Source organism: Streptomyces sp. TAA486 (assembly GCF_000426165.1).
This window is the reverse complement of the sequence record NZ_KE384503.1, coordinates 107006-127367: the sequence shown is the minus strand read 5'-3', so window position 1 is coordinate 127367 and position 20362 is coordinate 107006. Positions and strand designations below refer to the sequence as shown.

The 20362-nt window shown below is 70.0% G+C and carries 16 protein-coding genes; 8 read left to right on the top strand and 8 right to left on the bottom strand.

The window, feature by feature from the left end:
• The first annotated feature begins 12 nt into the window (after window positions 1–12).
• Window positions 13–1473 carry a dihydrolipoamide acetyltransferase family protein gene (locus tag I004_RS0128325; protein ID WP_028438237.1) on the top strand — a complete coding sequence of 487 codons (1461 nt, stop codon included), beginning with the start codon at window positions 13–15 and terminating at the stop codon, window positions 1471–1473.
• A gap of 119 nt (window positions 1474–1592) precedes the next feature.
• Here I004_RS0128325 and I004_RS0128320 read toward each other — a convergent pair whose 3' ends face one another.
• Window positions 1593–2318, bottom strand: coding sequence for a YqeB family protein (locus I004_RS0128320; protein WP_028438236.1), 726 nt, complete (start codon window positions 2316–2318; stop codon window positions 1593–1595).
• Window positions 2319–2503: 185 nt separating this feature from the next.
• Between I004_RS0128320 and I004_RS0128315 the strand changes: the two genes are divergently transcribed.
• On the top strand, window positions 2504–3181 hold the full coding sequence (locus I004_RS0128315; RefSeq protein ID WP_028438235.1) for a GntR family transcriptional regulator: 678 nt from the start codon (window positions 2504–2506) through the stop codon (window positions 3179–3181).
• Window positions 3178–4488 carry an MFS transporter gene (locus tag I004_RS0128310; protein ID WP_028438234.1) on the top strand — a complete coding sequence of 437 codons (1311 nt, stop codon included), beginning with the start codon at window positions 3178–3180 and terminating at the stop codon, window positions 4486–4488. The genes I004_RS0128315 and I004_RS0128310 overlap by 4 nt, the downstream gene beginning before the upstream one ends.
• Before the next feature lie 189 nt (window positions 4489–4677).
• Here I004_RS0128310 and I004_RS0128305 read toward each other — a convergent pair whose 3' ends face one another.
• Both I004_RS0128305 and I004_RS0128300 read right to left on the bottom strand, forming a co-directional pair.
• Window positions 4678–5508, bottom strand: a complete 831-nt coding sequence (locus I004_RS0128305; protein ID WP_028438233.1) for a maleylpyruvate isomerase family mycothiol-dependent enzyme — start codon at window positions 5506–5508, stop codon at window positions 4678–4680.
• Between the two features lie 282 nt (window positions 5509–5790).
• Window positions 5791–6273, bottom strand: coding sequence for an LURP-one-related family protein (locus I004_RS0128300; RefSeq protein ID WP_028438232.1), 483 nt, complete (start codon window positions 6271–6273; stop codon window positions 5791–5793).
• A 61-nt stretch (window positions 6274–6334) separates the two neighbouring features.
• On the opposite strand from I004_RS0128300, the gene I004_RS0128295 reads away from it, so the two are divergent.
• Window positions 6335–8368: an NHL domain-containing thioredoxin family protein gene (locus I004_RS0128295; RefSeq protein ID WP_028438231.1), complete on the top strand. Its 2034-nt coding sequence runs from the start codon at window positions 6335–6337 to the stop codon at window positions 8366–8368.
• Window positions 8369–8520: 152 nt separating this feature from the next.
• Here I004_RS0128295 and I004_RS0128290 read toward each other — a convergent pair whose 3' ends face one another.
• The 3 genes from I004_RS0128290 to I004_RS0128280 all read right to left on the bottom strand — a co-directional run bounded on the left by I004_RS0128290 (window position 8521) and on the right by I004_RS0128280 (window position 12191).
• Window positions 8521–8748 carry a hypothetical protein gene (locus I004_RS0128290; RefSeq protein WP_028438230.1) on the bottom strand — a complete coding sequence of 76 codons (228 nt, stop codon included), beginning with the start codon at window positions 8746–8748 and terminating at the stop codon, window positions 8521–8523.
• Window positions 8749–8919: 171 nt separating this feature from the next.
• Entirely contained in the window at window positions 8920–10245 is a 1326-nt protein-coding gene (locus I004_RS0128285) for a M18 family aminopeptidase (RefSeq protein ID WP_028438229.1), read from the bottom strand.
• Window positions 10246–10352: 107 nt separating this feature from the next.
• Complete coding sequence (locus I004_RS0128280; protein WP_028438228.1) at window positions 10353–12191, bottom strand: acyl-CoA dehydrogenase; 1839 nt, start codon at window positions 12189–12191, stop codon at window positions 10353–10355.
• A 127-nt stretch (window positions 12192–12318) separates the two neighbouring features.
• Between I004_RS0128280 and I004_RS0128275 the strand changes: the two genes are divergently transcribed.
• Window positions 12319–12870: an SseB family protein gene (locus I004_RS0128275; protein ID WP_028438227.1), complete on the top strand. Its 552-nt coding sequence runs from the start codon at window positions 12319–12321 to the stop codon at window positions 12868–12870.
• 116 nt (window positions 12871–12986) lie between these two features.
• Here I004_RS0128275 and I004_RS0128270 read toward each other — a convergent pair whose 3' ends face one another.
• Entirely contained in the window at window positions 12987–15317 is a 2331-nt protein-coding gene (locus I004_RS0128270) for a SpoIIE family protein phosphatase (RefSeq protein ID WP_028438226.1), read from the bottom strand.
• 148 nt (window positions 15318–15465) lie between these two features.
• On the opposite strand from I004_RS0128270, the gene aspS reads away from it, so the two are divergent.
• Together aspS and I004_RS40575 are read left to right on the top strand one after the other, a co-directional pair.
• Window positions 15466–17229 carry an aspartate--tRNA ligase gene (aspS, locus tag I004_RS0128265; protein ID WP_028438225.1) on the top strand — a complete coding sequence of 588 codons (1764 nt, stop codon included), beginning with the start codon at window positions 15466–15468 and terminating at the stop codon, window positions 17227–17229.
• A gap of 107 nt (window positions 17230–17336) precedes the next feature.
• Window positions 17337–17465 carry a hypothetical protein gene (locus tag I004_RS40575; RefSeq protein WP_486580531.1) on the top strand — a complete coding sequence of 43 codons (129 nt, stop codon included), beginning with the start codon at window positions 17337–17339 and terminating at the stop codon, window positions 17463–17465.
• Window positions 17466–17562: 97 nt separating this feature from the next.
• Here the strand turns inward: I004_RS40575 and metG are convergent, their stop codons facing one another.
• Entirely contained in the window at window positions 17563–19176 is a 1614-nt protein-coding gene (gene metG, locus I004_RS0128260) for a methionine--tRNA ligase (RefSeq protein ID WP_028438224.1), read from the bottom strand.
• Between the two features lie 181 nt (window positions 19177–19357).
• Here metG and I004_RS0128255 point away from each other — a divergent pair, with 181 nt between their 5' ends.
• Entirely contained in the window at window positions 19358–20311 is a 954-nt protein-coding gene (locus I004_RS0128255) for an endonuclease/exonuclease/phosphatase family protein (RefSeq protein WP_028438223.1), read from the top strand.
• Window positions 20312–20362 lie beyond the last annotated feature (51 nt).

The window sequence follows — 20362 nt, the reverse complement described above, 5'->3', positions numbered from 1 at the left end:
AGAGTCGTGACGATGACTGAGAGCGCTACCCGCATCCGCGAGTTCAAGATGCCCGATGTGGGTGAGGGCCTCACGGAGGCGGAGATCCTCAAGTGGTACGTCCAGCCCGGTGACACGGTCACGGACGGCCAGGTCGTCTGCGAGGTCGAGACGGCCAAGGCGGCTGTCGAACTGCCCATCCCCTACAACGGATCCGTGCACGAGCTGCGCTTCACCGAGGGCACGACCGTGGACGTCGGCACCGCGATCATCGCGGTGGACACCGACCCCTCGGCCGGGCCGCCTGAGGGCGGAGCAGGCGCGGCGGCGCCTGCCGAGGCGGACGCCGACGAAGGAGAGGGCGAGGGCCGGAAGCCCGTGCTGGTCGGCTACGGCGTCGCGGCGTCCCCGACGAAGCGCCGCCCGCGCAAGCAGCCCGCGGCGGACGCCGCACAGAACGGGAACGGCGCGCAGGAATCCGTACAGGAGGCCGTCCAGGGCGAGTTGAACGGTCACCGCGAGGACGCCGCTCCCGCCGCCGGAGCGGTGGCGGAGGCGCCCGGCGCCCTCGACCGTCCCCTGGCCAAGCCGCCGGTGCGCAAGCTGGCAAAGGACCTCGGCATCGACCTCACCGCGGTGGTGCCGACGGGGCCCGACGGCGTCATCACGCGTGATGACGTGCACGCGGCCGCGGCCGCCGTGGGCGCCCGCGTCCCCGCCCCGGCGGGTCCGGCACCGGCCGCCGCTCCCGCCGCCGCACCGCAGACCGGGGCCCAGGCCGCCGGCTCCGCGGCGCGCGAGACGCGGATCCCGGTGCGTGGCGTACGGAAGGCCACGGCTCAGGCCATGGTCGAAAGCGCCTTCACCGCGCCGCAGGTCACGGAGTTCGTGACCGTCGACGTGACGCGCACGATGAAGCTCGTACGGGAACTGAAGCAGGACCCGGACATGCAGGGGCTGCGGGTCAACCCGCTGCTGCTGGTCGCCAAGGCGTTCCTGGTAGCCCTGCGCCGTCACCCGGAGGCCAACGCCGCCTGGGACGAGGCGAATCAGGAGATCGTGCAGAAGCACTACGTCAACCTGGGCATCGCCGCGGCCACGCCGCGCGGTCTGATCGTCCCCAACATCAAGGACGCACAGGCCAAGACGCTGCCCGAACTCGCGCAAGGACTCGGCGAGTTGGTGACGACGGCCCGCGAGGGCAAGACGAGTCCGGCGGACATGCAGGGCGGCACGGTGACCATCACCAACGTCGGCGTCTTCGGCGTCGACACCGGGACGCCCATCCTCAACCCCGGCGAGTCGGCGATCCTGGCCTTCGGGCAGGTCCGGCAGCAGCCTTGGGTGCACAAGGGCAAGGTCAAGCCGCGGGACGTCACCACGCTCGCGCTCGCCTTCGACCACCGCCTGATCGACGGCGAGCTGGGCTCGAGGGTGCTGGCGGACGTGGCGGCGGTCCTGGAACACCCCAAGCGCCTGATGACCTGGACCTGACGCCGGGGCACACGCGCAAGGCAGTAAGCATGATGCCGGGCACCTTCCTCAGGAGGTGCCCGGCATCTGCGTGTTGGGGCGTGGGCTCCTGGCGGGAGAGCCCGGCCGCGCGGGCCCGTTCATTCCAGGGCGGGATCCGCCTTCCTGAACGTCCTCCAGTACTGGCGTCGCTTCTCTTCCTTCACGACGACGCCGAGACGGGCCAGCTCCTCACGGAGTTCACGGATGTCGCGTTCGGAGGGGTCCTTCTTCTCCAGCGACTTCTGGCGCGCCTTGAGGATGGCGTTCGCCCCCTCGGGCAGCCCGGGAGCGTCCGGGACCCAGCGGCGGAACTCGTCCTTGTGCGGGTCGGCGTCCCTCCAGGCATAGCCGTGCTCGGTGAACGCGGCTGCGACGTCGTCGGCTTCCAGGTCGCAGTCCTGCCGGGTCAGTTCGCCCCCGTCGGTGCCGAGCAGGACGAGCTGGTCGCCGTCCTGGAAGGCCGCGGCGACGGCGTCGCGCGTGAACTCCTGCTCACGGCCCTTGCGTATGAGCACGACACGGTCGTCCGACAGGCGGATCGCCAACAGCTCGCGGTGGGCGATGAATCCGACGGCCAATCCGGCCACCGTCCCTGCGACGGGCAACACCGGGGAGGGGAGGGAGGCGATGAACCGGACCAGCTCCTGCATCGGAATCCAGGGCAGCGTCACGAGCCATCCCGCCAGCAGGGCGATGAGCCAGCCGGCAACCGCCCCCGCCGACACGCAGAGGACGTAGAGGAGCACGGTGCCCCAACGCGGTTGGGCGAGCACGGTGAACCGCTCCCCTTGCGCGTCCTGTTCGGGTCTTTTCTGCAGGTCCATGGTCTTTCTCTCTTTCCCCCTGGCTGTTCCGCTGTTCTCCCCCGGCAACACATGCTGCTGCGCGTCGCGCTCCGGTGGGGGAGTTTCGCCGAGATCGAGGACCGGGGGTTCCCGCCGTGGGAGCACCCGCGTCCACATCCCGGACGCAAACGCGCACGCATCTTTGTTGTATCTAAGCTGTGCACATGTCCGTTTCCACCGACCTTACGACCCCTGCCTCATCACGCCGTCCGGCCGCCGCCGAGCGCGTGTACACGCACGTCAAACAGGCCGTGCTGGACCGCCGTTACGAGGGCGGGATGCTGCTCACGGAGGGCGAGCTCGCCGAGGCCGTCGGCGTCTCGCGAACGCCCGTACGGGAGGGTCTGCTGCGCCTCGAGGTCGAAGGGCTGATCAAGCTCTACCCGAAGAAGGGCGCCCTCGTACTGCCCGTGTCGGCGCAGGAGATCACCGACGTCGTCGAGACGCGGCTCCTCGTCGAGCAGCACGCCGTCCGCAAGTCCTCGGACCCCGTGCGTGCCGGGCTGATCGGCCGCCTCGAGGAACTGCTGGAAGAGCAGCGAGCACACGCCGACGCCGGCGATCTGACGGCGTTCGCGGTCAGCGACCGCTGCTTCCACGCGGAGATCGTCCGGAGCACCGGCAACGAGATCCTCACCCGCCTGTACGACCAACTCCGCGACAGGCAGCTGCGGATGGGCGTCGCCATGATGCACGCGCAGCCGGACAGGATCGCCAAGAGCATCGCCGAGCACGCGGAGATCATGGAGGCGGTGCGCGCCGGGGACGCGGACGCCGCCGCGGGCGCCGTACGCCGCCACGTCACATGGGTGCGTGATCTGGTGCACGGTGATGTGCGGTGAGCGCACCCACCTCCGCGGGCCTCCCGGTCCACAGCGACCCGCCCGGGGGCTCCCGCGCGGTCGCGGTCTGGGGCCTGGGCGTCACCGTCTACTTCGTCGCCATCACCTACCGCACGAGCCTAGGCGTGGCCGCGCTCGACGCCGCCGAGCGCTTCGACATCAGCGCCTCCGCCCTCTCCACGTTCTCCATCCTCCAACTGCTCGTCTACGCCGGGATGCAGATACCGGTCGGGCTGCTGGTGGACAGGCTGGGCACCAAGAAGGTGCTGACCCTGGGCGTGGTGCTCTTCACCCTGGGGCAGTTGGGCTTCGCCTTCTCCGGCTCCTATGCCGCGGCGCTGGCCTGCCGCGCCCTGCTGGGCTGCGGCGACGCGATGACGTTCATCAGCGTGCTGCGGCTCGGCTCGCGCTGGTTCCCGGCCAGGCGCGGCCCGGTCATCGCGCAGGTCGCCGGCCTCATCGGCATGGCGGGCAACCTGGTCACCACGCTGGTGCTGGCCCGCGTGCTCGACGCCTTCGGCTGGACGGTCACGTTCGCGGGCAGCGCGGTGGGCGGCGTGCTGCTGCTCGTGCTCGTCGTGGCGTTCCTCAGGGACCACCCGACGTCGTACGCGCCGGTCCCGGTGCCGCACATGGGCGGCGGCTACATCCGGCGCCAGATCGTGCGGGCCTGGCGTGAGCCCGGCACCCGCCTGGGCATGTGGGTGCACTTCACGACGCAGTTCCCCGGCATGGTCTTCCTGCTGCTGTGGGGGATGCCCTTCCTCGTGCAGGGGCAGGGCCTCGCACGCGCCACGGCGGGTGAACTCCTCACGCTCATCGTGCTGTCGAACATGGTCGTGGGCCTGGTCTACGGGCAGCTGATCGCCCGTCACCACGCGGCCCGCGCCCCGCTCGCGCTCGGCACGGTGGCCGTGACCGCCGGGGTCTGGGCGACGGTCCTGCTCTGGCCGGGCCACGCCCCGGTCTGGTTGCTGGTGCTGCTGTGCACGGTGCTGGGCGCCTGCGGACCGGCGTCCATGATCGGCTTCGACTTCGCACGGCCGGCCAACCCTCCGGAGCGTCAGGGCACGGCCTCGGGAATCGTCAACATGGGTGGATTCACTGCCTCGATGACGACTCTGCTGGCCGTCGGCGTCCTGCTGGACCTCACCGGTGGCAGCTTCCGGGCCGGCTTCGCGAGCATCTTCGTGCTGGAGGCGCTGGGCGTCGCCCAGATCCTGAGGCTCCGCAAGAAGGCGCACCGTCGTGAGCGTGAGCGCGTGGTCGCCAGCCGCGTGGAGGCGGTGCACGTCCCGGTCTCCTGACCTGCGGACGCGACGGGCGGGACGCTCCCGGCACGGGGCCGGCGGGCTGTGCGGCGGCCGGTGCCGGGCCGGTGAGCGCCCTCGAACGGGGCGGGCAGCGGCCGGAACGGGCAGGTGGCGGCGCGCTCACGGCGCCGCCCGCCGCCCGTTCACGCCATGACTGCCCGCGTCAGGCCGTGACCGGCCCCATCACGGCGTGACGGAGAAGTTCTCCAGGATCGCCGTCGCCAGCTTCGCGTCGCCCTCGACCTTCACCTGGTCCGCGACGGCATCGGCACGCACCCGCCCGGCCGCGAGCCGCACATAGGTCTCCCAGTCCAGCGACAGCGTCACCGCGGGACCCAGGGACGGGCTGCCGTCAACCGTGCCCCGTCCGTCCGAGCCGACCCGCACGGTGCGCATGAACTCCAACGGACCGCTGACGTCGAAGACCACCGCCGTGTTCGGGGGAGCGCCCGCCTTCTTGGCGACCACCTTCGGCAGGCCCTGCACCATCAGATCGCGCGCCACGGTCGCGCCCGCCGAGTCGAGGTTGCCCGGCTTTCCCAGCGCCCGGCGCAGATCCTGCTCGTGCACCCACAGGTCGAACGCCCGCAGCCGCAGCTGGTGTTCGAGGGTGATCTTCGAGCCGCCCGGCATGATGTCCCGCACCTCGGCGTCCGGCGCACGCTTCTCGTTACGCAGCTGACGGGAGCGGCGGATGATCGTGTACTCCAGCTCGCCCGTCATCTCCGGACCGGTGTGGTGCCGCCGCACGTCGACCTGGATCTCCATGTGCCGGCTGGGCTCGTCGACGACGTGGTAGAGGTCGCGCGGCAGAGTGTGGATCGGCCGCGGATCGCCCAGAAGTTCGCACTCCATGCCGATGATGTGAGAGACCACATCCCGGACCGACCACGCGGGGCAAGCGGTGCGCCGGTTCCACTCGCCCTCTACGAGCGGCCTCACCAGTTCGGATATCGCTTCGATGGACTCGGTCCAGGCGTCGACGTATGGCTGAAGGCTTGGGTGGTCGGTCACGAGACCCCTCGGGCGGTACGGACGTTCGTCGTCTTCGGTGCGTGCGGTGCTCTCAAGTTACGCTGCGCGCGGCCCACGCGGCAGTGCTTTCGGGGCACGATGCTAGGCCCATTCGCACCCCTTTTTCGCACCGGCGGTGGTACGGTGCGCGCCTGTTCGGTACGAACATGTACGAAGCTCCGCGAAACGGTCGATTCGCCTGCCGTGCGCCCCGGTTCGTCGGACCGCAGCACCGGGTACGCGGGTGTCCCGAGGGTGCCTTGTGGGTGCCCCGCGCTCCCGTCAGTCCTCGCCCGTCAGAGCGTCGACGCACACCGCGAGCGACAGCAGCAACGGCACGTCGGCGCCCGGCTGTTCGATGTCCACAGCGTAGGTGTCGCGCACCCTGAACCACCTGCGCGAGATGCGCGCCAGGCGCCCGCCGCCGAACTCGATGTCGTACTCCTTGTCGAGCACGTTCCCGTGCACCGACAGCGCACCGCCGTCCGCGAGCTGCGCCTTGAAACGGTGGCGCAGCGGCGTGAACCGCTTCTTGCGCACCGTCGCCAGCTTCTGGCCGCCGCGCTCGATCTCCATCGTCTCCCACAGGCTGATCATCTTTCGCCGGATGACGGCGACGACCTCCCCCTGTACGTCCTTGAGCTGGAACGTCTGCCGTACCCGCAGCGCCTTTCCGTCGACGAGGAAGGCGTGCTCCCCGTGCTCGTCGTCGATCCAGTAGTCGTCGCCGATGCCGAAGATCCGTTCGCGTACGAGATACCTCATGACAGACGACTTCCCCGCACGGCGGCGGAATGCTCACCCGGAGCTGATTGTTGCTCCGGCCATGGCTTCTCACGCACGTGTACGGGCGCCCGAGCTGCAAGGGGAGGGCGGCTGGCTGAACACCGGCGGCCGGGACCTCACCCTCGCCGGCCTGCGGGGACGCATCATTCTGATCGATTTTTGGACCTTTTGCTGCGTCAACTGCCTGCACGTGCTCGACGAGTTGCGGGAGCTGGAAGAGCGGCACCGCGACACCCTCGTGATCGTGGGGGTGCACTCGCCGAAGTTCGCGCACGAGGCCGACCACGGGGCGGTCGTGGACGCCGTGGAGCGCTATCAGGTCGAGCACCCGGTCCTGGACGATCCGCAGCTGGCGACCTGGAAGCAGTACGCCGTGCGGGCCTGGCCCACACTCGTCGTGATCGACCCCGAGGGCTATGTCGTCGCCCAGCACGCGGGCGAGGGCCACGCCCACGCCATTGCGACGCTCGTGGAGGAGCTGGAGCGCGAGCACGACGCGAAGGGCACGTTGCGGCGCGGCGACGGCCCGTACGCCCGCCCGTCGCCCGGCCACCACCCCTCAACGAGCTCCGCTCCCCTTCTCCCGGAGCCCGAGCCGACCCCCCTGCGCTTCCCCGGGAAGGCGCTCCGGTTGCCCGGTGGGGGCCCCACCGGGGCCGCGGGCTCTGAGGGACGGAACTTCCTCGTCTCCGACACCACCCGGCACCAGCTGGTCGAGCTGGCCCCCGACGGTGAGACCGTGCTGCGCCGCGTGGGCACCGGCGAGCGCGGTCTGGTGGACGGCGGCCCCGGTCAGGCGCGCTTCAGCGAGCCCCAGGGACTCGCGCTGCTGCCCGACGGGAGAACGGTCGTCGTCGCCGACACCGTCAATCACGCGCTGCGCTCCTACGATCGGGTCACCGGCGAGGTGGGCACGCTCGCGGGCACCGGCGAGCAGTGGTGGCAGGGCGCCGCGACGGAGGGGCCTGCTCTTGAGGTCGCCCTCTCCTCGCCGTGGGACGTGGAGTGGTTCGACGGGCGGCTGTGGATCGCCATGGCGGGCGTGCACCAGCTGTGGTCGTTCACGCCGCCCGAGGCGGGTGAGCTGGGGGCCCCGCCCAGCGGTAGCTGGGGGCAGGGACGCGTGCGGGTCGAGGCGGGGACCACCAACGAGGGTCTGGTCGACGGGCCGGCGGCCGAGGCGTGGTTCGCCCAGCCCTCGGGCCTGTCGGCCTCGGCCGACGGTGAGCGGCTGTGGGTCGCCGACTCGGAGACGAGCGCACTGCGCCGGGTCGAGCGGGCGGGAGCCGACGGGGCGCTCCACGTACGCACAGCGGTGGGCACGGGCCTGTTCGACTTCGGGCACCGGGACGGCGACGCCGAACAGGCGCTTTTCCAGCACCCGTTGGGCGTCACGGCGCTGCCCGGCGGGCTGGTCGCCGTCAGCGACACCTACAACAACGCGCTGCGCTGCTACGACCCGGACAGCGGCGAAGTCACCACCCTGGCCACGGACTTGCGGGAGCCGTCCGGGGCGTTGCTCGTGGACGACGAGGACAGCCAGGGCGGCCAGGACGGACCCGGGCAGGGGGTCGAGATTGTGGTCGTCGAGTCGGCCCGTCACCGGCTGACGCGGCTGCGGCTCCCCGAGGAGGCGGTACGGGTCGAGCCGGTGGCCCACCGCACCCAGCGCTCGGCGACCGAAGTGGCGCCCGGGGAACTGCTGTTGGAGGTCGTCTTCCAGGCGCCGGCGGGCCAGAAGCTCGACGACCGGTACGGTCCCGCGACCCGGCTGCTGGTCGGCTCGACGCCGGAGAACCTGCTGGCGGAGGGAGCAGGTGCCGGCACGGACCTGCGTCGCGGCCTGCGGCTCGCCGACGGCGTGACGGAGGGCGTGCTGCACGTGTCGGCCATGGCGGCCTCGTGTGACGACCCCGGCGGGGCGGCGGAACCGGTGGAGTACCCGGCCTGCCATGTGCACCAGCAGGACTGGGGCGTCCCCGTCCGTGTCACGGCGTCGGGCACCTCCCGGCTGCCGCTCGTGCTCGCGGGCATGGACTCGGGGGCGGCGTCTGCCGACGCGGAGGCTTCCTGACAGCGGGACTTGTTCCGTGAGCCCGCCCTGAGCCCGCCCGGTCCCGCCCTGAGGACGAAGCGACCCGCGGCTTCCGCTGTGTGCGGAGGCCGCGGGCCGCGAGTGTGCCGGTCTCACCGGTCCGCGCAGGGCGCGTTCCGGCGGTTCACCGGTCACTGCAGGTGGTGGCGCTCCTCTTCCACCATCACCGGTGCGGCCGGGGACGGCGGCTGAGTCTTGCGGCGTTTGAAGATGCTGACGTAGACGGAGAGACCGATCAGCCCGACGGCCATCAGGACGAGCCCCACCACATCGAGATTGACGACGTCGGTGTTCACGTCGACGGCCAAGGTCAGGATGGCCCCCACTGCCAGCATGCCGATGCAGAAGACGATGCCCATGGATTCCTTGCCTCCGATTGGCGGTTGTCCTGCTGTACGGCTTTCGTACGCGGTACGGGTGCCCCCCGAAGTGAACGTCAATCAGTCCGCACCCGGGCAGTGGCGCCAACGGGAAGGCGGAGAGCGGGCGTTGAGATGCGTGCACCCGCCCGCGCTCCGCCTGCCGGCAGTTCAGCCCGTGAGGAATCCGCGCATGCAACGGGTCAGCAGGTGCGGGTCGTCCACGCCGCACAGCTCGCGCGCCGAGTGCATGGACAGGATCGCCACGCCGACGTCGACGGTCGAAATGCCGTGCCTGGCCGCGGTGATGGGCCCGATCGTCGTTCCGCACGGCATCTCGTTGTTCGACACGAACGTCTGCCAGGGCACCCCGGCCCGCTCGCAGGCCGCCGCGAAGACCGCCCGGCCCGAACCGTCCGTGGCGTAGCGCTGGTTGACGTTGACCTTCAGGATCGGTCCCCCGTTGGGCTTCGGCAGGTGCCCGGGGTCGTGCCTCTCCGCGTAGTTGGGGTGCACCGCGTGGCCGGTGTCCGAGGAGAGGCACACGCTCCCCGCGTACGCCCGCGCGCGGTCCTCGTAGCCGCCGCCGCGGGCGAAGACGGAGCGTTCCAGTACCGAGCCGAGGAGCGGTCCCTCCGCGCCGGTGTCCGACTGGCTGCCGTTCTCCTCGTGGTCGAAGGCCGCCAGCACGGGAATGGCGGGAAGTTCGCCGTGCGCGGCCGCCTCCGCGAGCGCGACGGCACCGGCGTGCACGGAGAGGAGGTTGTCCATGCGCGGGCCGGCCAGCAGTTCCTCGTCCCGTCCGAGATACGCGGGTGGCTCCACGCTGTGCGCCATCAGGTCCCAGCCGGTGATCTCCTCGGCGGCCACGCCGGCCTCCTCGGCGACGAAGCCGATCAGGTCGCCCTCGCGGGGCGTGCCGAGGCCCCACACGGGCGTCATGTGGCGCTGACGGTCCAGCTTGAGCCCGTCGTTGACCTGCCGGTCGAGGTGGATGGCGAGCTGCGGCACGCGCAGGAGCGGCCGGCTGATGTCCACCAGCCGCGTCGTTCCGTCGCGCATCGAGAGGCGTCCGGCCAGGCCGAGGTCCCTGTCGAGCCAGGTGTTGAGCAGCGTGCCGCCGTAGATCTCCATGCCGATCTGCCGCCAGCCGTTGTTCCCGGTGTCGGGGACCGGCTTGACGCGCAGGTTGGGGGAGTCGGTGTGGGCGCCGATGATGCGGTACGGAGTGGCCGGGCCGGCGCCGACCGGCACGTACCAGGCGATCAGGGCGCCGCCGCGCACGACGTAGTGGCCGCGGCCGCTCGTGCCGCCGCCGGCCGCGTCCCAGGCTTCCGTCTCGTCGAGCTGCCGGAAGCCCGCTTTCTCCAGCAACTCCGCCGCGCTGCGCACCGCGTGGTACGGCGTGGGTGAGTCCGAGAGGAAGCCGATGAGGCCGTCGGTGTGTGCCCGGCCCGCGTGGTGCGGCGGCGCGGGGCTCTGGGAGCGTGGGGTCATACGGTCAGCATACGAAGGCGAAACGTCCTTCCCCTGCCCCGGAGGGAGGAGAAGGACGTTCCGCATGGGGGGATCCGGCGCTCGGTGCGAGCGGGCGGAAGAGCGGGTCAGAAGGCCGCTTCGTCGAGCTCCATCACGGAGGAGTCGACGTTCTCGGCCAGGGTGCGCTCGACGGCCACGGAGGGCAGCACGTTCCCGGTGAAGAACTTCGCCGCGGCGACCTTCCCCTGGTAGAACGCCTTGTCCTTGGCGGAGAGCGTCAGCGAGGCGTCGGCCAGCTTCTCCGCGGCGACCGTCGCGCCGCGCAGCAGCAGGTAGCCGATGACCACGTCGCCGGAGGAGAGGAGGAAGCGCGTGGTGTTCAGGCCGACCTTGTAGATCGACTTCACGTCCTTCTCCGTGGCGGCGAGGTCGGTCAGCATGGCGCCGACCATCGCCTCCAGCTCCACCGCCGCGCGGGAGAGCTCCTCGCGGGCGCCGGCCAGCTCCTCGCCGCCCTTCGCCTCGGCCAGGAACTTCTTGATCTCCTCGGACAGCGTGGTGAGCGCTTGGCCCTGGTCGCGGACGACCTTGCGGAAGAAGTAGTCCTGACCCTGGATCGCGGTGGTGCCCTCGTACAGGGTGTCGATCTTGGCGTCGCGGATGTACTGCTCGACCGGGTACTCCTGCAGGTAGCCGGAGCCACCCAGGGTCTGGAGCGACTGCGCGAGCTGCTCGTAGGACTTCTCCGAGCCGTAGCCCTTCACGATCGGCAGGAGCAGATCGTTCAGCCGCTCCGCGGCGGAGGCGTCCTCACCGCGGTACTCCTTGATGACGATCTCGTCCTGCACGGACGCCGTGTAGAGGACGAGCGCGCGCATGCCCTCCGCGTACGCCTTCTGCGTGAGCAGCGAGCGGCGCACGTCGGGGTGGTGCGTGATGGTGACGCGGGGCGCGCTCTTGTCGGTGAACTGTGCCAGGTCGGCGCCCTGCACGCGCTCCTTGGCGTACTCGAGGGCGTTGAGGTAGCCCGTGGAGAGCGTCGCGATGGCCTTGGTGCCCACCATCATCCGCGCGAACTCGATGACCTTGAACATCTGACGGATGCCGTCGTGCTTCTCGCCGAGCAGCCAGCCCTTTGCGGGGGCGTTGGCGCCGAAGGTCAGCTCGCAGGTGTTGGAGGCCTTCAGGCCCATCTTGTGCTCGACGTTGGTGGCGTAGACGCCGTTGCGGTCGCCCAGTTCGCCGGTCTCCCAGTCGAAGTCGTACTTCGGGACGAGGAAGAGCGAGAGGCCCTTGGTGCCGGGGCCGTGGCCCTCGGGGCGCGCGAGCACGAAGTGCACGATGTTGTCGGAGAGGTCGTGCTCACCGGAGGTGATGAAGCGCTTGACGCCCTCGATGTGCCAGCTGCCGTCGTCCTGCCGGGTGGCCTTGGCGCGGCCGGCGCCGACGTCCGAGCCGGCGTCCGGCTCGGTCAGCACCATCGTGGAGCCCCACTGCTTGTCCACCATCAGCTGGGCGACCTTCAGCTGCTCCTCGGTGCCCTCGTCGTGGATGACACCGGCGAAGGCCGGGCCGGACGCGTACATCCAGACCGCCGGGTTGGAGCCCAGCACGGTCTCGGCGAAGCTCCACAGCAGCGAGCGCGGTGCGGTGGTGCCGCCGATGGCCTCCGGCGTGCCCAGGCGCCACCACTCGGCGTCCATGTAGGCCTTGTAGCTCTTCTTGAACGACTCAGGAAGGGGAGCCGTGTTGGTCTCCGGGTCGAAGACCGGCGGGTTGCGGTCGGAGTCCTCGTACGACTCGGCCAGCTCGTTCTCGGCGAGGCGCGCGATCTCGGTCAGCACGCTCTTCGCGGTGTCCACGTCCATCTCCGCGAACGGTCCGGTGCCGTACACCGTGTCGCGGCCGAGCACCTCGAAGAGGTTGAACTCGATGTCGCGGAGATTCGACTTGTAGTGCCCCATGGCAACGGCTCCGTGTGGTCTCACTCGACGGACAGGTAGTCAACTGTGTCTACGGACAATGATGCTACCGGCCGGTAATAAGAAGCAACCCCTCACCGCCCATCTGTGACTCGTTACTCTTTCTCCTATGTACGGCTACGACCAGACCGCCGCCGCGGGGCAGGGCTATCCACACGCCGGGCAGCAGTACGGCCACCAGCAGCAGGCCGGACATCAGCAGGCCGCTCACCAGCAGTACGCAGCCCAGCAGGCGCCCCCTCCCCCTTACGGGCAGCAAGGTCAGCCGGGGAACGGGCAGCCGCTCTACCCCGAGCAGGCGTCGCCGCCGTCGCTGCGCGAGACCGTGCGCGCGTTCACCAACGGAACCCTCACCTCGGAGGACTTCCAGTCGATCTTCTCGACGTCGAAGGTCTACTGCCCGCGCGGTGAGACCCCGGGCTTCCTTGCGCTGCACAACACCCAGCAGCCGGTGATCCCGATGTTCACGACGCTCAAGGAGCTGCGGCGCTACGCGGGCAAGGAGTCCCGCTACTTCGTGATCACGGGTGCAGAGGTGCTGGACCTGCTGCCATCCGGCTACGGCTTCGTGCTGGACATGGAGGGCGAGCACCGCGTGGTCATCGATGCGAAGGCCGTCGAGGAGATGGTCGACTTCGCGATGCGCCGCATGTACGGCTAGCTGGGCGGCGTCTGACAAATCCCGCCTGCTCCACGGTGGCCTGCACAGTGAGGGTCCGGCGGCGTGAACATGGCCCGCCCCGGCCTGCGCGTTCGGCCGAGGCGCCGGAAACGGCATCACGCCCAGGCCGGTGACGAGACGTTCTCGCGCATCTCGAACCAGATGCTCTTGCCCTCGCCGCGCGGGTCCACGCCCCACGAGCCCGCCAGCAGCTCCATCATCATCAACCCCCGGCCGGACGAGGCCAGCTCGCCGGGCGTGCGGCGGTGCGGCAGTGCGTCGCTGGTGTCGGCCACCTCGACGCGCAGCAGCCTGTTGCCCCGTTCGCCGCTGCACTCGGCGACCATCATGGCGTCGCCCTCGGTGTGGACCAGCACGTTCGTCAGCATCTCGGAGAGCATCAGCACGGCCCCGTCGATCTGGTCCTCGCTCTCCCAGTCGAAGAGCATGCCCTGGAGCTGGTGCCGGGCCTCGCCGATGCGGTCCGGCTCCGCCTGCGCGACGGTGAACGTCGTACGGCGAACGACGCCGACCGCGGCCGCCGCTCGCTCGGCGGCAAAGGTGGGGTCAAGGGTGAGCAGCAGCAGCGCGATGTCGTCCGCGCGGCGGTCGGCCAGCGGGCCGGTGGCCTCCCCGGTGAGCGGCTGCTGAGCCGAGCCGATGAGCGCGTCCGCGAGCTGCTCCAGGTCGGTGGGTGTTCCCGAGTCCTTGACGGACTGATCCCTGAAGACGGCCTGGATGCGCCGCCACCCGGTGTCCATGGTGTGCCCGCCGACCTCGATCAGCCCGTCCGTGCACACCAGCAGCGTCTCGCCCGGCTCCAGCACGAGCCGCGTCGTCGGGTACTCGGTGCCCGGCTCCACCCCCAGCGGCAGTCCGCCCGCGGTGGCTCTGATCAGCATCGTCCCGTCGGCCAGCCAGATCGCGGGGTCGGGATGGCCCGCGCGCGCGATGTCGAGAGTTCCGGTGACGGGGTCGGCCTCCATGTAGAGACAGGTGGCGAAACGTTCGTCCTCGAGGAGACCTCCGAAGGCCCCGGCCGCGGGCGCCTCCTCGCTGGGCTTCTCCCCCGGGCCGCCGGTCATCACCTCGGGCCGCCCGATCCCCGCCAGATAGCGCGAGGCACGTGCCAGGACCGCGTCCGGGCGGTGGCCCTCCGCCGCGTACGCCCGCAGCGCGATGCGCAGCTGCGCCATGACACCGGCCGCGCGCACGTCGTGGCCCTGCACGTCGCCGATCACCAGGCCCGTGCGTCCCGATGGCAGCGGGATCACGTCGTACCAGTCGCCGCCGACCTCCAGCCCGCCGCCCGAGGGCATGTACCGGGCCGCCAGCTTCATGCCCTCGATGCCGGGCTTGCGCGTGGGCCTCAGCGTGCGCTGCAGACCGGACGAGAGCTGGAGCTCCGTCTCGTGCATGGACGTGCGGGAGATCGCCTGGGCGAGCATGCGCGCGACGTTGGCCAGCAGCGACCGGCCCTCCGGGGTGAACCGGACGGGCTCCGGAAAGGCCACCATCCACGCGCCCAGCGTGCGCTTGGAGACGGTGAGCGGCAGGAACGCCCAGCCCCGGTTGCCGACCGGCTCCACCTGCGGCCATGCGGCCGGGAACTCGCGCTGGTAGTCCTCCGGGGACGGCAGGTAGACCGGCCGCCCGGACCGTACGACGGCGGCGGCCGGATGGTCGGTCTCGACGGGCATCTCGAGGAACGGAAGCAGATGCTGCGGCACCGGCCGCTGGCCCGGAGGCCCGACCAGGATCAGCCGGCCCCGTTCGAGGCTGAAGACGGCGAGGGCGCGGGGCTTGAAGCCGGGGATGACCAGCGAGCCCCCGATCCGCAGCACCTCCGCGGTGGTACGGGCCTCCGCCAGCGCCAGGCCTGTGTGCAGCAGGAAGGCGTCCCGGTTCTGGTGGAGGGTGTCCTCCTCCCCGGACGGCTCCCCGGACGGCCGCACGCGTTCGGCGGCCGCAGGCTCCGCGGTGCCCGGTTCGGGCACCAGCGAGATCGTCCCGATGAGGGAGATCGTCCCGTCCTCGTCGACGGGCATCATCCGGGTCCGCACCCTGCGCGCGACGTCCCCCTGCTCGTCGACGATGCGCAGCACCGCTTCGACGAGGGTCCACTCGGCCAGGGCGAGGGTTGCGGTCTCGGTCAGCTCCACGTAGTCGGAGAAGTGGATCCGGGAGCGGATGGAGGGCTCGGCCAGTGTGAGGGTGCCGCCCTCGACGGGGACGTTCACCGGGCGGTCCCGTTCGGCCTCTTCCGAGGGGGTGTCCGAGCCCGGTCCGGCGACGGAGACGGAGCGCTCGGTGTCCGTCACGTGCCCCCGCCTGACGGGGACGCCGAGGAGCTCCGCGGTGAGGACGTCTACGGTGGAAGCACCGGTCTCGCTGTCCCAACGCCACAGCCCGGTCCCGGTGGCCCTCAGCACGTCCTCGGTGTGCATTGCCCCACTTTATGTGCGTTGGGGAAATCGGGGCGAGTGGGGCTGAGCCAGGGCGGTATTCTGAAGGGCCGACTTCCCCCATAGCCTCCGGCATGGGGTGCCCCCAAGTAACTGGCCCAGATGCTGCCGACCCACGACTGGATGACTGATGCACCGGTACCGTTCCCACACCTGCGGCGAGCTCCGTGCCCCGGACGTCGGTACCGACGTCCGCCTCAGCGGCTGGCTGCACAACCGGCGGAACCTGGGCGGCATCCTCTTCATCGATCTTCGTGACCACTACGGGATCGTGCAGCTCGTCGTACGGCCCGAGCAGACCGAGGTCCAGGAGCAGCTGAGCTCGCTGTCGAAGGAGTCCGTCGTACGCGTCGACGGCAAGGTCCGCGCGCGGGGTACCGACAACGTCAACTCCGAGCTGCCGACGGGTGAGATCGAGGTCGAGGTCGGCGAGGTGGAGGTGCTCGGCGCCTCCGAGCAGATCCCCTTCACGATCAACGCGGAGGACGGGGTCAACGAGGAGAGGCGCCTCGAATACCGGTTCCTGGACCTGCGCCGCGAACGCATGCACCGCAACATCGTGCTGCGCTCGCAGGTCATCGCGAAGATCCGCGAGAAGATGGTCGCCGAGGGCTTCAACGAGCTGGCCACGCCGATCCTCTCGGCCACCTCGCCCGAGGGCGCGCGGGACTTCCTGGTGCCCTCCCGGCTGCACCCGGGGAAGTTCTACGCGCTGCCGCAGGCGCCGCAGCAGTTCAAGCAGCTGCTGATGATCGCGGGCTTCGACCGCTACTTCCAGATCGCGCCCTGTTTCCGTGACGAGGACGCCCGCTCCGACCGCTCGCCCGGCGAGTTCTACCAGCTCGACATGGAGATGAGCTTCGTCGAGCAGGAGGACGTCTTCGGGGTCATCGAGAAGGTGATGACCGACCTCTTCCAGGAGCTGGGCGGCGGCCGCGAGTGCACCTCGCCCTTCCCGCGCATCCCGTTCCGCGAGGCGATGCTCAAGTACGGCTCCGACAAGCCGGATCTGCGTGCGCAGCTCGAGCTCGTGGACGTCTCCGACATCTTCAAGGCCTCGGGCTTCAAGGCCTTCGCCGGCAAGCACGTACGGGCGCTGGCCGTGCCGGACACCGCGGACCAGCCGCGCAAATTCTTCGACCAGATGGGCGAGTTCGCCGTCGAGCAGGGCGCGAAGGGTCTGGCCTGGGTCCGCGTGGGCGAGGACCGCACGCTGACCGGACCGATCGCCAAGTTCCTCGAGGAGAACGACGTCACGCAGCTGTTGACCGCGCTCAAGGCCGAGCCGGGCACGGCGATCTTCTTCGGTGCGGGCGAGTTCGACGAGGTCTCGAAGATCATGGGCGCGGTCCGTGTCGAGGCCGCGAAGCGCGCCGGGCACTTCGAGGAAGGCGTCTTCCGCTTCTGCTGGATCGTGGACTTCCCGATGTATGAGAAGGACGAGGAGACCGGCGCCGTCCAGTTCTCCCACAACCCCTTCTCCATGCCGCAGGGCGGTCTGGAAGCACTGCAGACGCAGGACCCGCTGTCGGTCCTGGCGTGGCAGTACGACATCGTCTGCAACGGCGTGGAGCTCTCCTCGGGCGCCATCCGTAACCACGAACCGGACATCATGTTCAAGGCGTTCGAGATCGCGGGCTACTCCAACGAGGACGTCGAGCGCGAATTCGGCGGCATGCTGCGGGCGTTCCGCTTCGGCGCCCCGCCGCACGGCGGCATCGCCCCCGGCATCGACCGCATCGTGATGCTGCTGGCGGACGAGCCCAACATCCGCGAGACGATCGCGTTCCCGCTCAACGGCAACGCGCAGGACCTGATGATGGGCGCCCCCAGCGAGGTCGACGAGGCGCGGCTGAAGGAGCTGCACCTGTCGGTGCGCAAGCCGAAGCTCTAGCCCTTCGGGGGGGCGGCACCGTGCGCCTCGTGGCGCTTCGTTCCCGGGTCTGTGCGGTGCCGTCGTGGCTCCGGTGGATCCACCCCCTCTTAGACGGACTGCCTGCGTTGCGAGCGCTTCCCCTGCTGCCCATCGAGCGGGCGTCGTGTGAGCATCTCCTGCCCAGGATCTGGGAGTTGACAGCGAACTACACGGCGCATGACGCCTCGTACGTGGCACCGGAGCGCGATGTGTGATCGAACTCGTTGGACGACCCTGACGCCGCCCGGCCGGACCGGTCCGTGAAATGACGAACCCCCGGGCAGAGCCCGGGGGTTCACCGCTGTGTGCCGGCTACTGCGCCGGGTCCTCCAGGCGCGGGAAGAGTGCCGCGCCCTTCGTGACCGTCGCGCCCGCGGGGAGCTGACCCCAGCGGGCGGTGTCGCCCATGTTCTGGTCGGAGAGCCGGCCGAGGTGCGGCTCGGCGCCCAGCGACGCCCACAGATTCGCCGAGGACTCCGGCATGATCGGGTTCAGCAGCACCGCGCACGCGCGCAGCGACTCGGCCGCGGTGCAGAGGATCGTCGCCAGCCGGGCCTGGGCCCCGTCGGACTTGTCTTTGGCGACCTTCCAGGGCTCCTGCTCCGTCAGATAGCCGTTGACCTGCTTGATGAAGTCGAAGACCGCAGCGATGCCGCCGGAGAAGTCCAGCTCGTCGCCGATGCGTTCGTCCGCCGAGGCGACCGCCTTCGCGAGCCCGTCCACGACGGCCTGCTCCGCGTCGCCGTGCGCCGTCGCCTCCGGCAGCGTGCCGCCGAAGTACTTGCCGACCATGGCCGCGACGCGCGAGGCCAAGTTGCCGTAGTCGTTGGCCAGTTCGCTGGTGTAGCGGGCGGAGAAGTCCTCCCAGGAGAACGATCCGTCCTGCCCGAAGGCGATGGCCCGCATGAAGTACCAGCGGTAGGCGTCGACTCCGAAGTGCTCCGTGAGCTGCTGCGGGGAGATGCCCGTCAGGTTGGACTTGGACATCTTCTCGCCGCCGACCATCAGCCAGCCGTTGGCGACGATCTTGCCGGGCAGCGGCAGTCCGTTGGCCATCAGCATCGCGGGCCAGATCACCGTGTGGAAGCGGAGGATGTCCTTGCCCACGAGGTGCACGTCCGCGGGGAAGATCCCCTCGAAGCGCTCCTGGTCCGCCCCGTAGCCCACCGCCGTGGCGTAGTTGAGCAGCGCGTCGATCCAGACGTAGATGACGTGCTTGTCGTCCCAGGGCACCTTGACGCCCCAGTCGAAGGTCGAGCGGGAGATCGACAGGTCGTCCAGGCCCTGCCGGACGAAGTTCACGACCTCGTTCCGTGCGGACTCGGGCTGGATGAACTCCGGGTGCCGCTCGTAGTGCTCCAGCAGCTTCGGGCCGTACTCGGACAGCTTGAAGAAGTAGTTCTCCTCCTGGAGCATCTCGACCGGCGTGCGGTGGATGGGGCACAGCTTCTGGCCCGCGAACTCTCCCTCACCCTCCAGCAGTTCGCCGTAGGTCTTGTACTCCTCGCAGCCCACGCAGTACGGGCCCTCGTATCCGCCCTGGTAGATCTCGCCCTTGTCGTAGAGATCCTGGACGAACTCAGCGACGCGCTCGGTGTGCCGCTTCTCCGTCGTACGGATGAAGTCGTCGTTGCCGATCTCCAGGTGCTCCCAGAGGGGCTTCCACGCCTCCTCGACGAGGCGGTCGCACCACTCCTGCGGTGAGACCCCGTTCGCCTCGGCGGTGCGCATGATCTTCTGACCGTGCTCGTCCGTGCCGGTGAGGTACCACACCTTCTCGCCGCGCTGGCGGTGCCAGCGCGTGAGCACGTCGCCCGCGACGGTCGTGTAGGCGTGGCCCAGGTGGGGAGCGTCATTGACGTAGTAAATGGGGGTCGTGACGTAGTACGCCTTCGATCCCGTCTGCTCTGTTCCAGTGGCCGCCATGGTCGAAATCCTAACTGTCCGGGGGCACCGGTTTCCTTCCCATAACCCTGTGTGACCCCACGGGCGACGGTGCGGAGGGGCGGGCACCGATGGGGGCGGCGGCCGGGTTCGCCTGTTGACGCTCCTCGCGCGCCTCTGCATGCTTGCGCGCGTACCGAACTTCACACACGGGGACCGGACCATGGAGGGCGCCATCCGTCGCGTGATCGCCCCGCTCTCCGCCGTGGTCGTGGCGGGCCTCGTGGCCGCCGTCGTGCTGCTCACCGGGTCGGATTCGGATGAACCGTCCGGGCCGGAGCCGGGCACGTTCGTGATCGGCCAGTTCAACATGGCCGGCGGGACGACCGAGCACGGCGACGAGGGCAACACCGCGCCCGACGGGCTCGCCGAGGACGTGAAGGACCGCAAGGCGGCCTTCCTCACGATGCAGGAGACCTGCCAGGACTGGGACGAGCGGCTCGAGGACCGACTGCCCGGCTACACGGTGCTGTTCAGCCCCGTCGACAACCTGGAGAGGAATCCGGGAACGCCCGCGCGCTGCCATCACCCCACCGACTTCGGCAACACGATCGTCTTCCGCAAGGGCCTCGGGTTCGACAAGGACGACGCCGACGTGCACCAGCTGGGCTCCACCTCCGGTGACGAGTACCGCGAGATGGTCTGTGTGCGCTCCGAGCCGCGGAAGCTGGTGGTCTGCTCCGCCCACCTCACGCCGTCCGGGGGCGACTACCTGGCGAGCCGGAAGCGCGAGGTCGCCACGGTCCAGCGGATCCTGACCTCGCGGTACAAGGACTACACGGTGCTGCTCGGCGGGGACATCAACGACCTCCCACTCTCCGGTGTCCTCGACCGCCTCTACCACCCCGACTACGGGCACGGGGCCCGAGGTGCGTTCAAGGAGGCATCGGGCCCCTGCCTCGACGCGATGAAGCCCGAGCGCCGTGCCGCTCAGCTGCCGCGCGCCCGGTACGCGCCGTGCCGGTCCGGTCAGCCCAGCCACAGCAAGGGCAAGATCGACTACGTGTTCGTCTCGCCGTCGGTGCGGGTCCGGTCGAGCACCCTGAGCCACTCGGAGCACTCCGACCACAAGCAGGTGTGGGCCCGCCTCGATCTCCCCGGTACGTCGCGACGCTGAACGCCCGCCGGGGCGCGGCGTATTCGCAGACATACCGTCCCAATCGTCCGA

What these genes read in the sequence shown, in the direction of transcription:
- I004_RS0128325 (WP_028438237.1), top strand. Translation starts at nt 13, where the DNA reads ATGACTGAGAGCGCTACCCGCATCCGCGAGTTCAAGATGCCCGATGTG.
- I004_RS0128320 (WP_028438236.1), bottom strand. Translation starts at nt 2,318, where the DNA reads ATGGACCTGCAGAAAAGACCCGAACAGGACGCGCAAGGGGAGCGGTTC.
- I004_RS0128315 (WP_028438235.1), top strand. Translation starts at nt 2,504, where the DNA reads ATGTCCGTTTCCACCGACCTTACGACCCCTGCCTCATCACGCCGTCCG.
- I004_RS0128300 (WP_028438232.1), bottom strand. Translation starts at nt 6,273, where the DNA reads ATGAGGTATCTCGTACGCGAACGGATCTTCGGCATCGGCGACGACTAC.
- I004_RS0128295 (WP_028438231.1), top strand. Translation starts at nt 6,335, where the DNA reads ATGGCTTCTCACGCACGTGTACGGGCGCCCGAGCTGCAAGGGGAGGGC.
- I004_RS0128290 (WP_028438230.1), bottom strand. Translation starts at nt 8,748, where the DNA reads ATGGGCATCGTCTTCTGCATCGGCATGCTGGCAGTGGGGGCCATCCTG.
- I004_RS0128285 (WP_028438229.1), bottom strand. Translation starts at nt 10,245, where the DNA reads ATGACCCCACGCTCCCAGAGCCCCGCGCCGCCGCACCACGCGGGCCGG.
- I004_RS0128280 (WP_028438228.1), bottom strand. Translation starts at nt 12,191, where the DNA reads ATGGGGCACTACAAGTCGAATCTCCGCGACATCGAGTTCAACCTCTTC.
- I004_RS0128275 (WP_028438227.1), top strand. Translation starts at nt 12,319, where the DNA reads ATGTACGGCTACGACCAGACCGCCGCCGCGGGGCAGGGCTATCCACAC.
- I004_RS0128270 (WP_028438226.1), bottom strand. Translation starts at nt 15,317, where the DNA reads ATGCACACCGAGGACGTGCTGAGGGCCACCGGGACCGGGCTGTGGCGT.
- aspS (WP_028438225.1), top strand. Translation starts at nt 15,466, where the DNA reads ATGCACCGGTACCGTTCCCACACCTGCGGCGAGCTCCGTGCCCCGGAC.
- metG (WP_028438224.1), bottom strand. Translation starts at nt 19,176, where the DNA reads ATGGCGGCCACTGGAACAGAGCAGACGGGATCGAAGGCGTACTACGTC.
- I004_RS0128255 (WP_028438223.1), top strand. Translation starts at nt 19,358, where the DNA reads ATGGAGGGCGCCATCCGTCGCGTGATCGCCCCGCTCTCCGCCGTGGTC.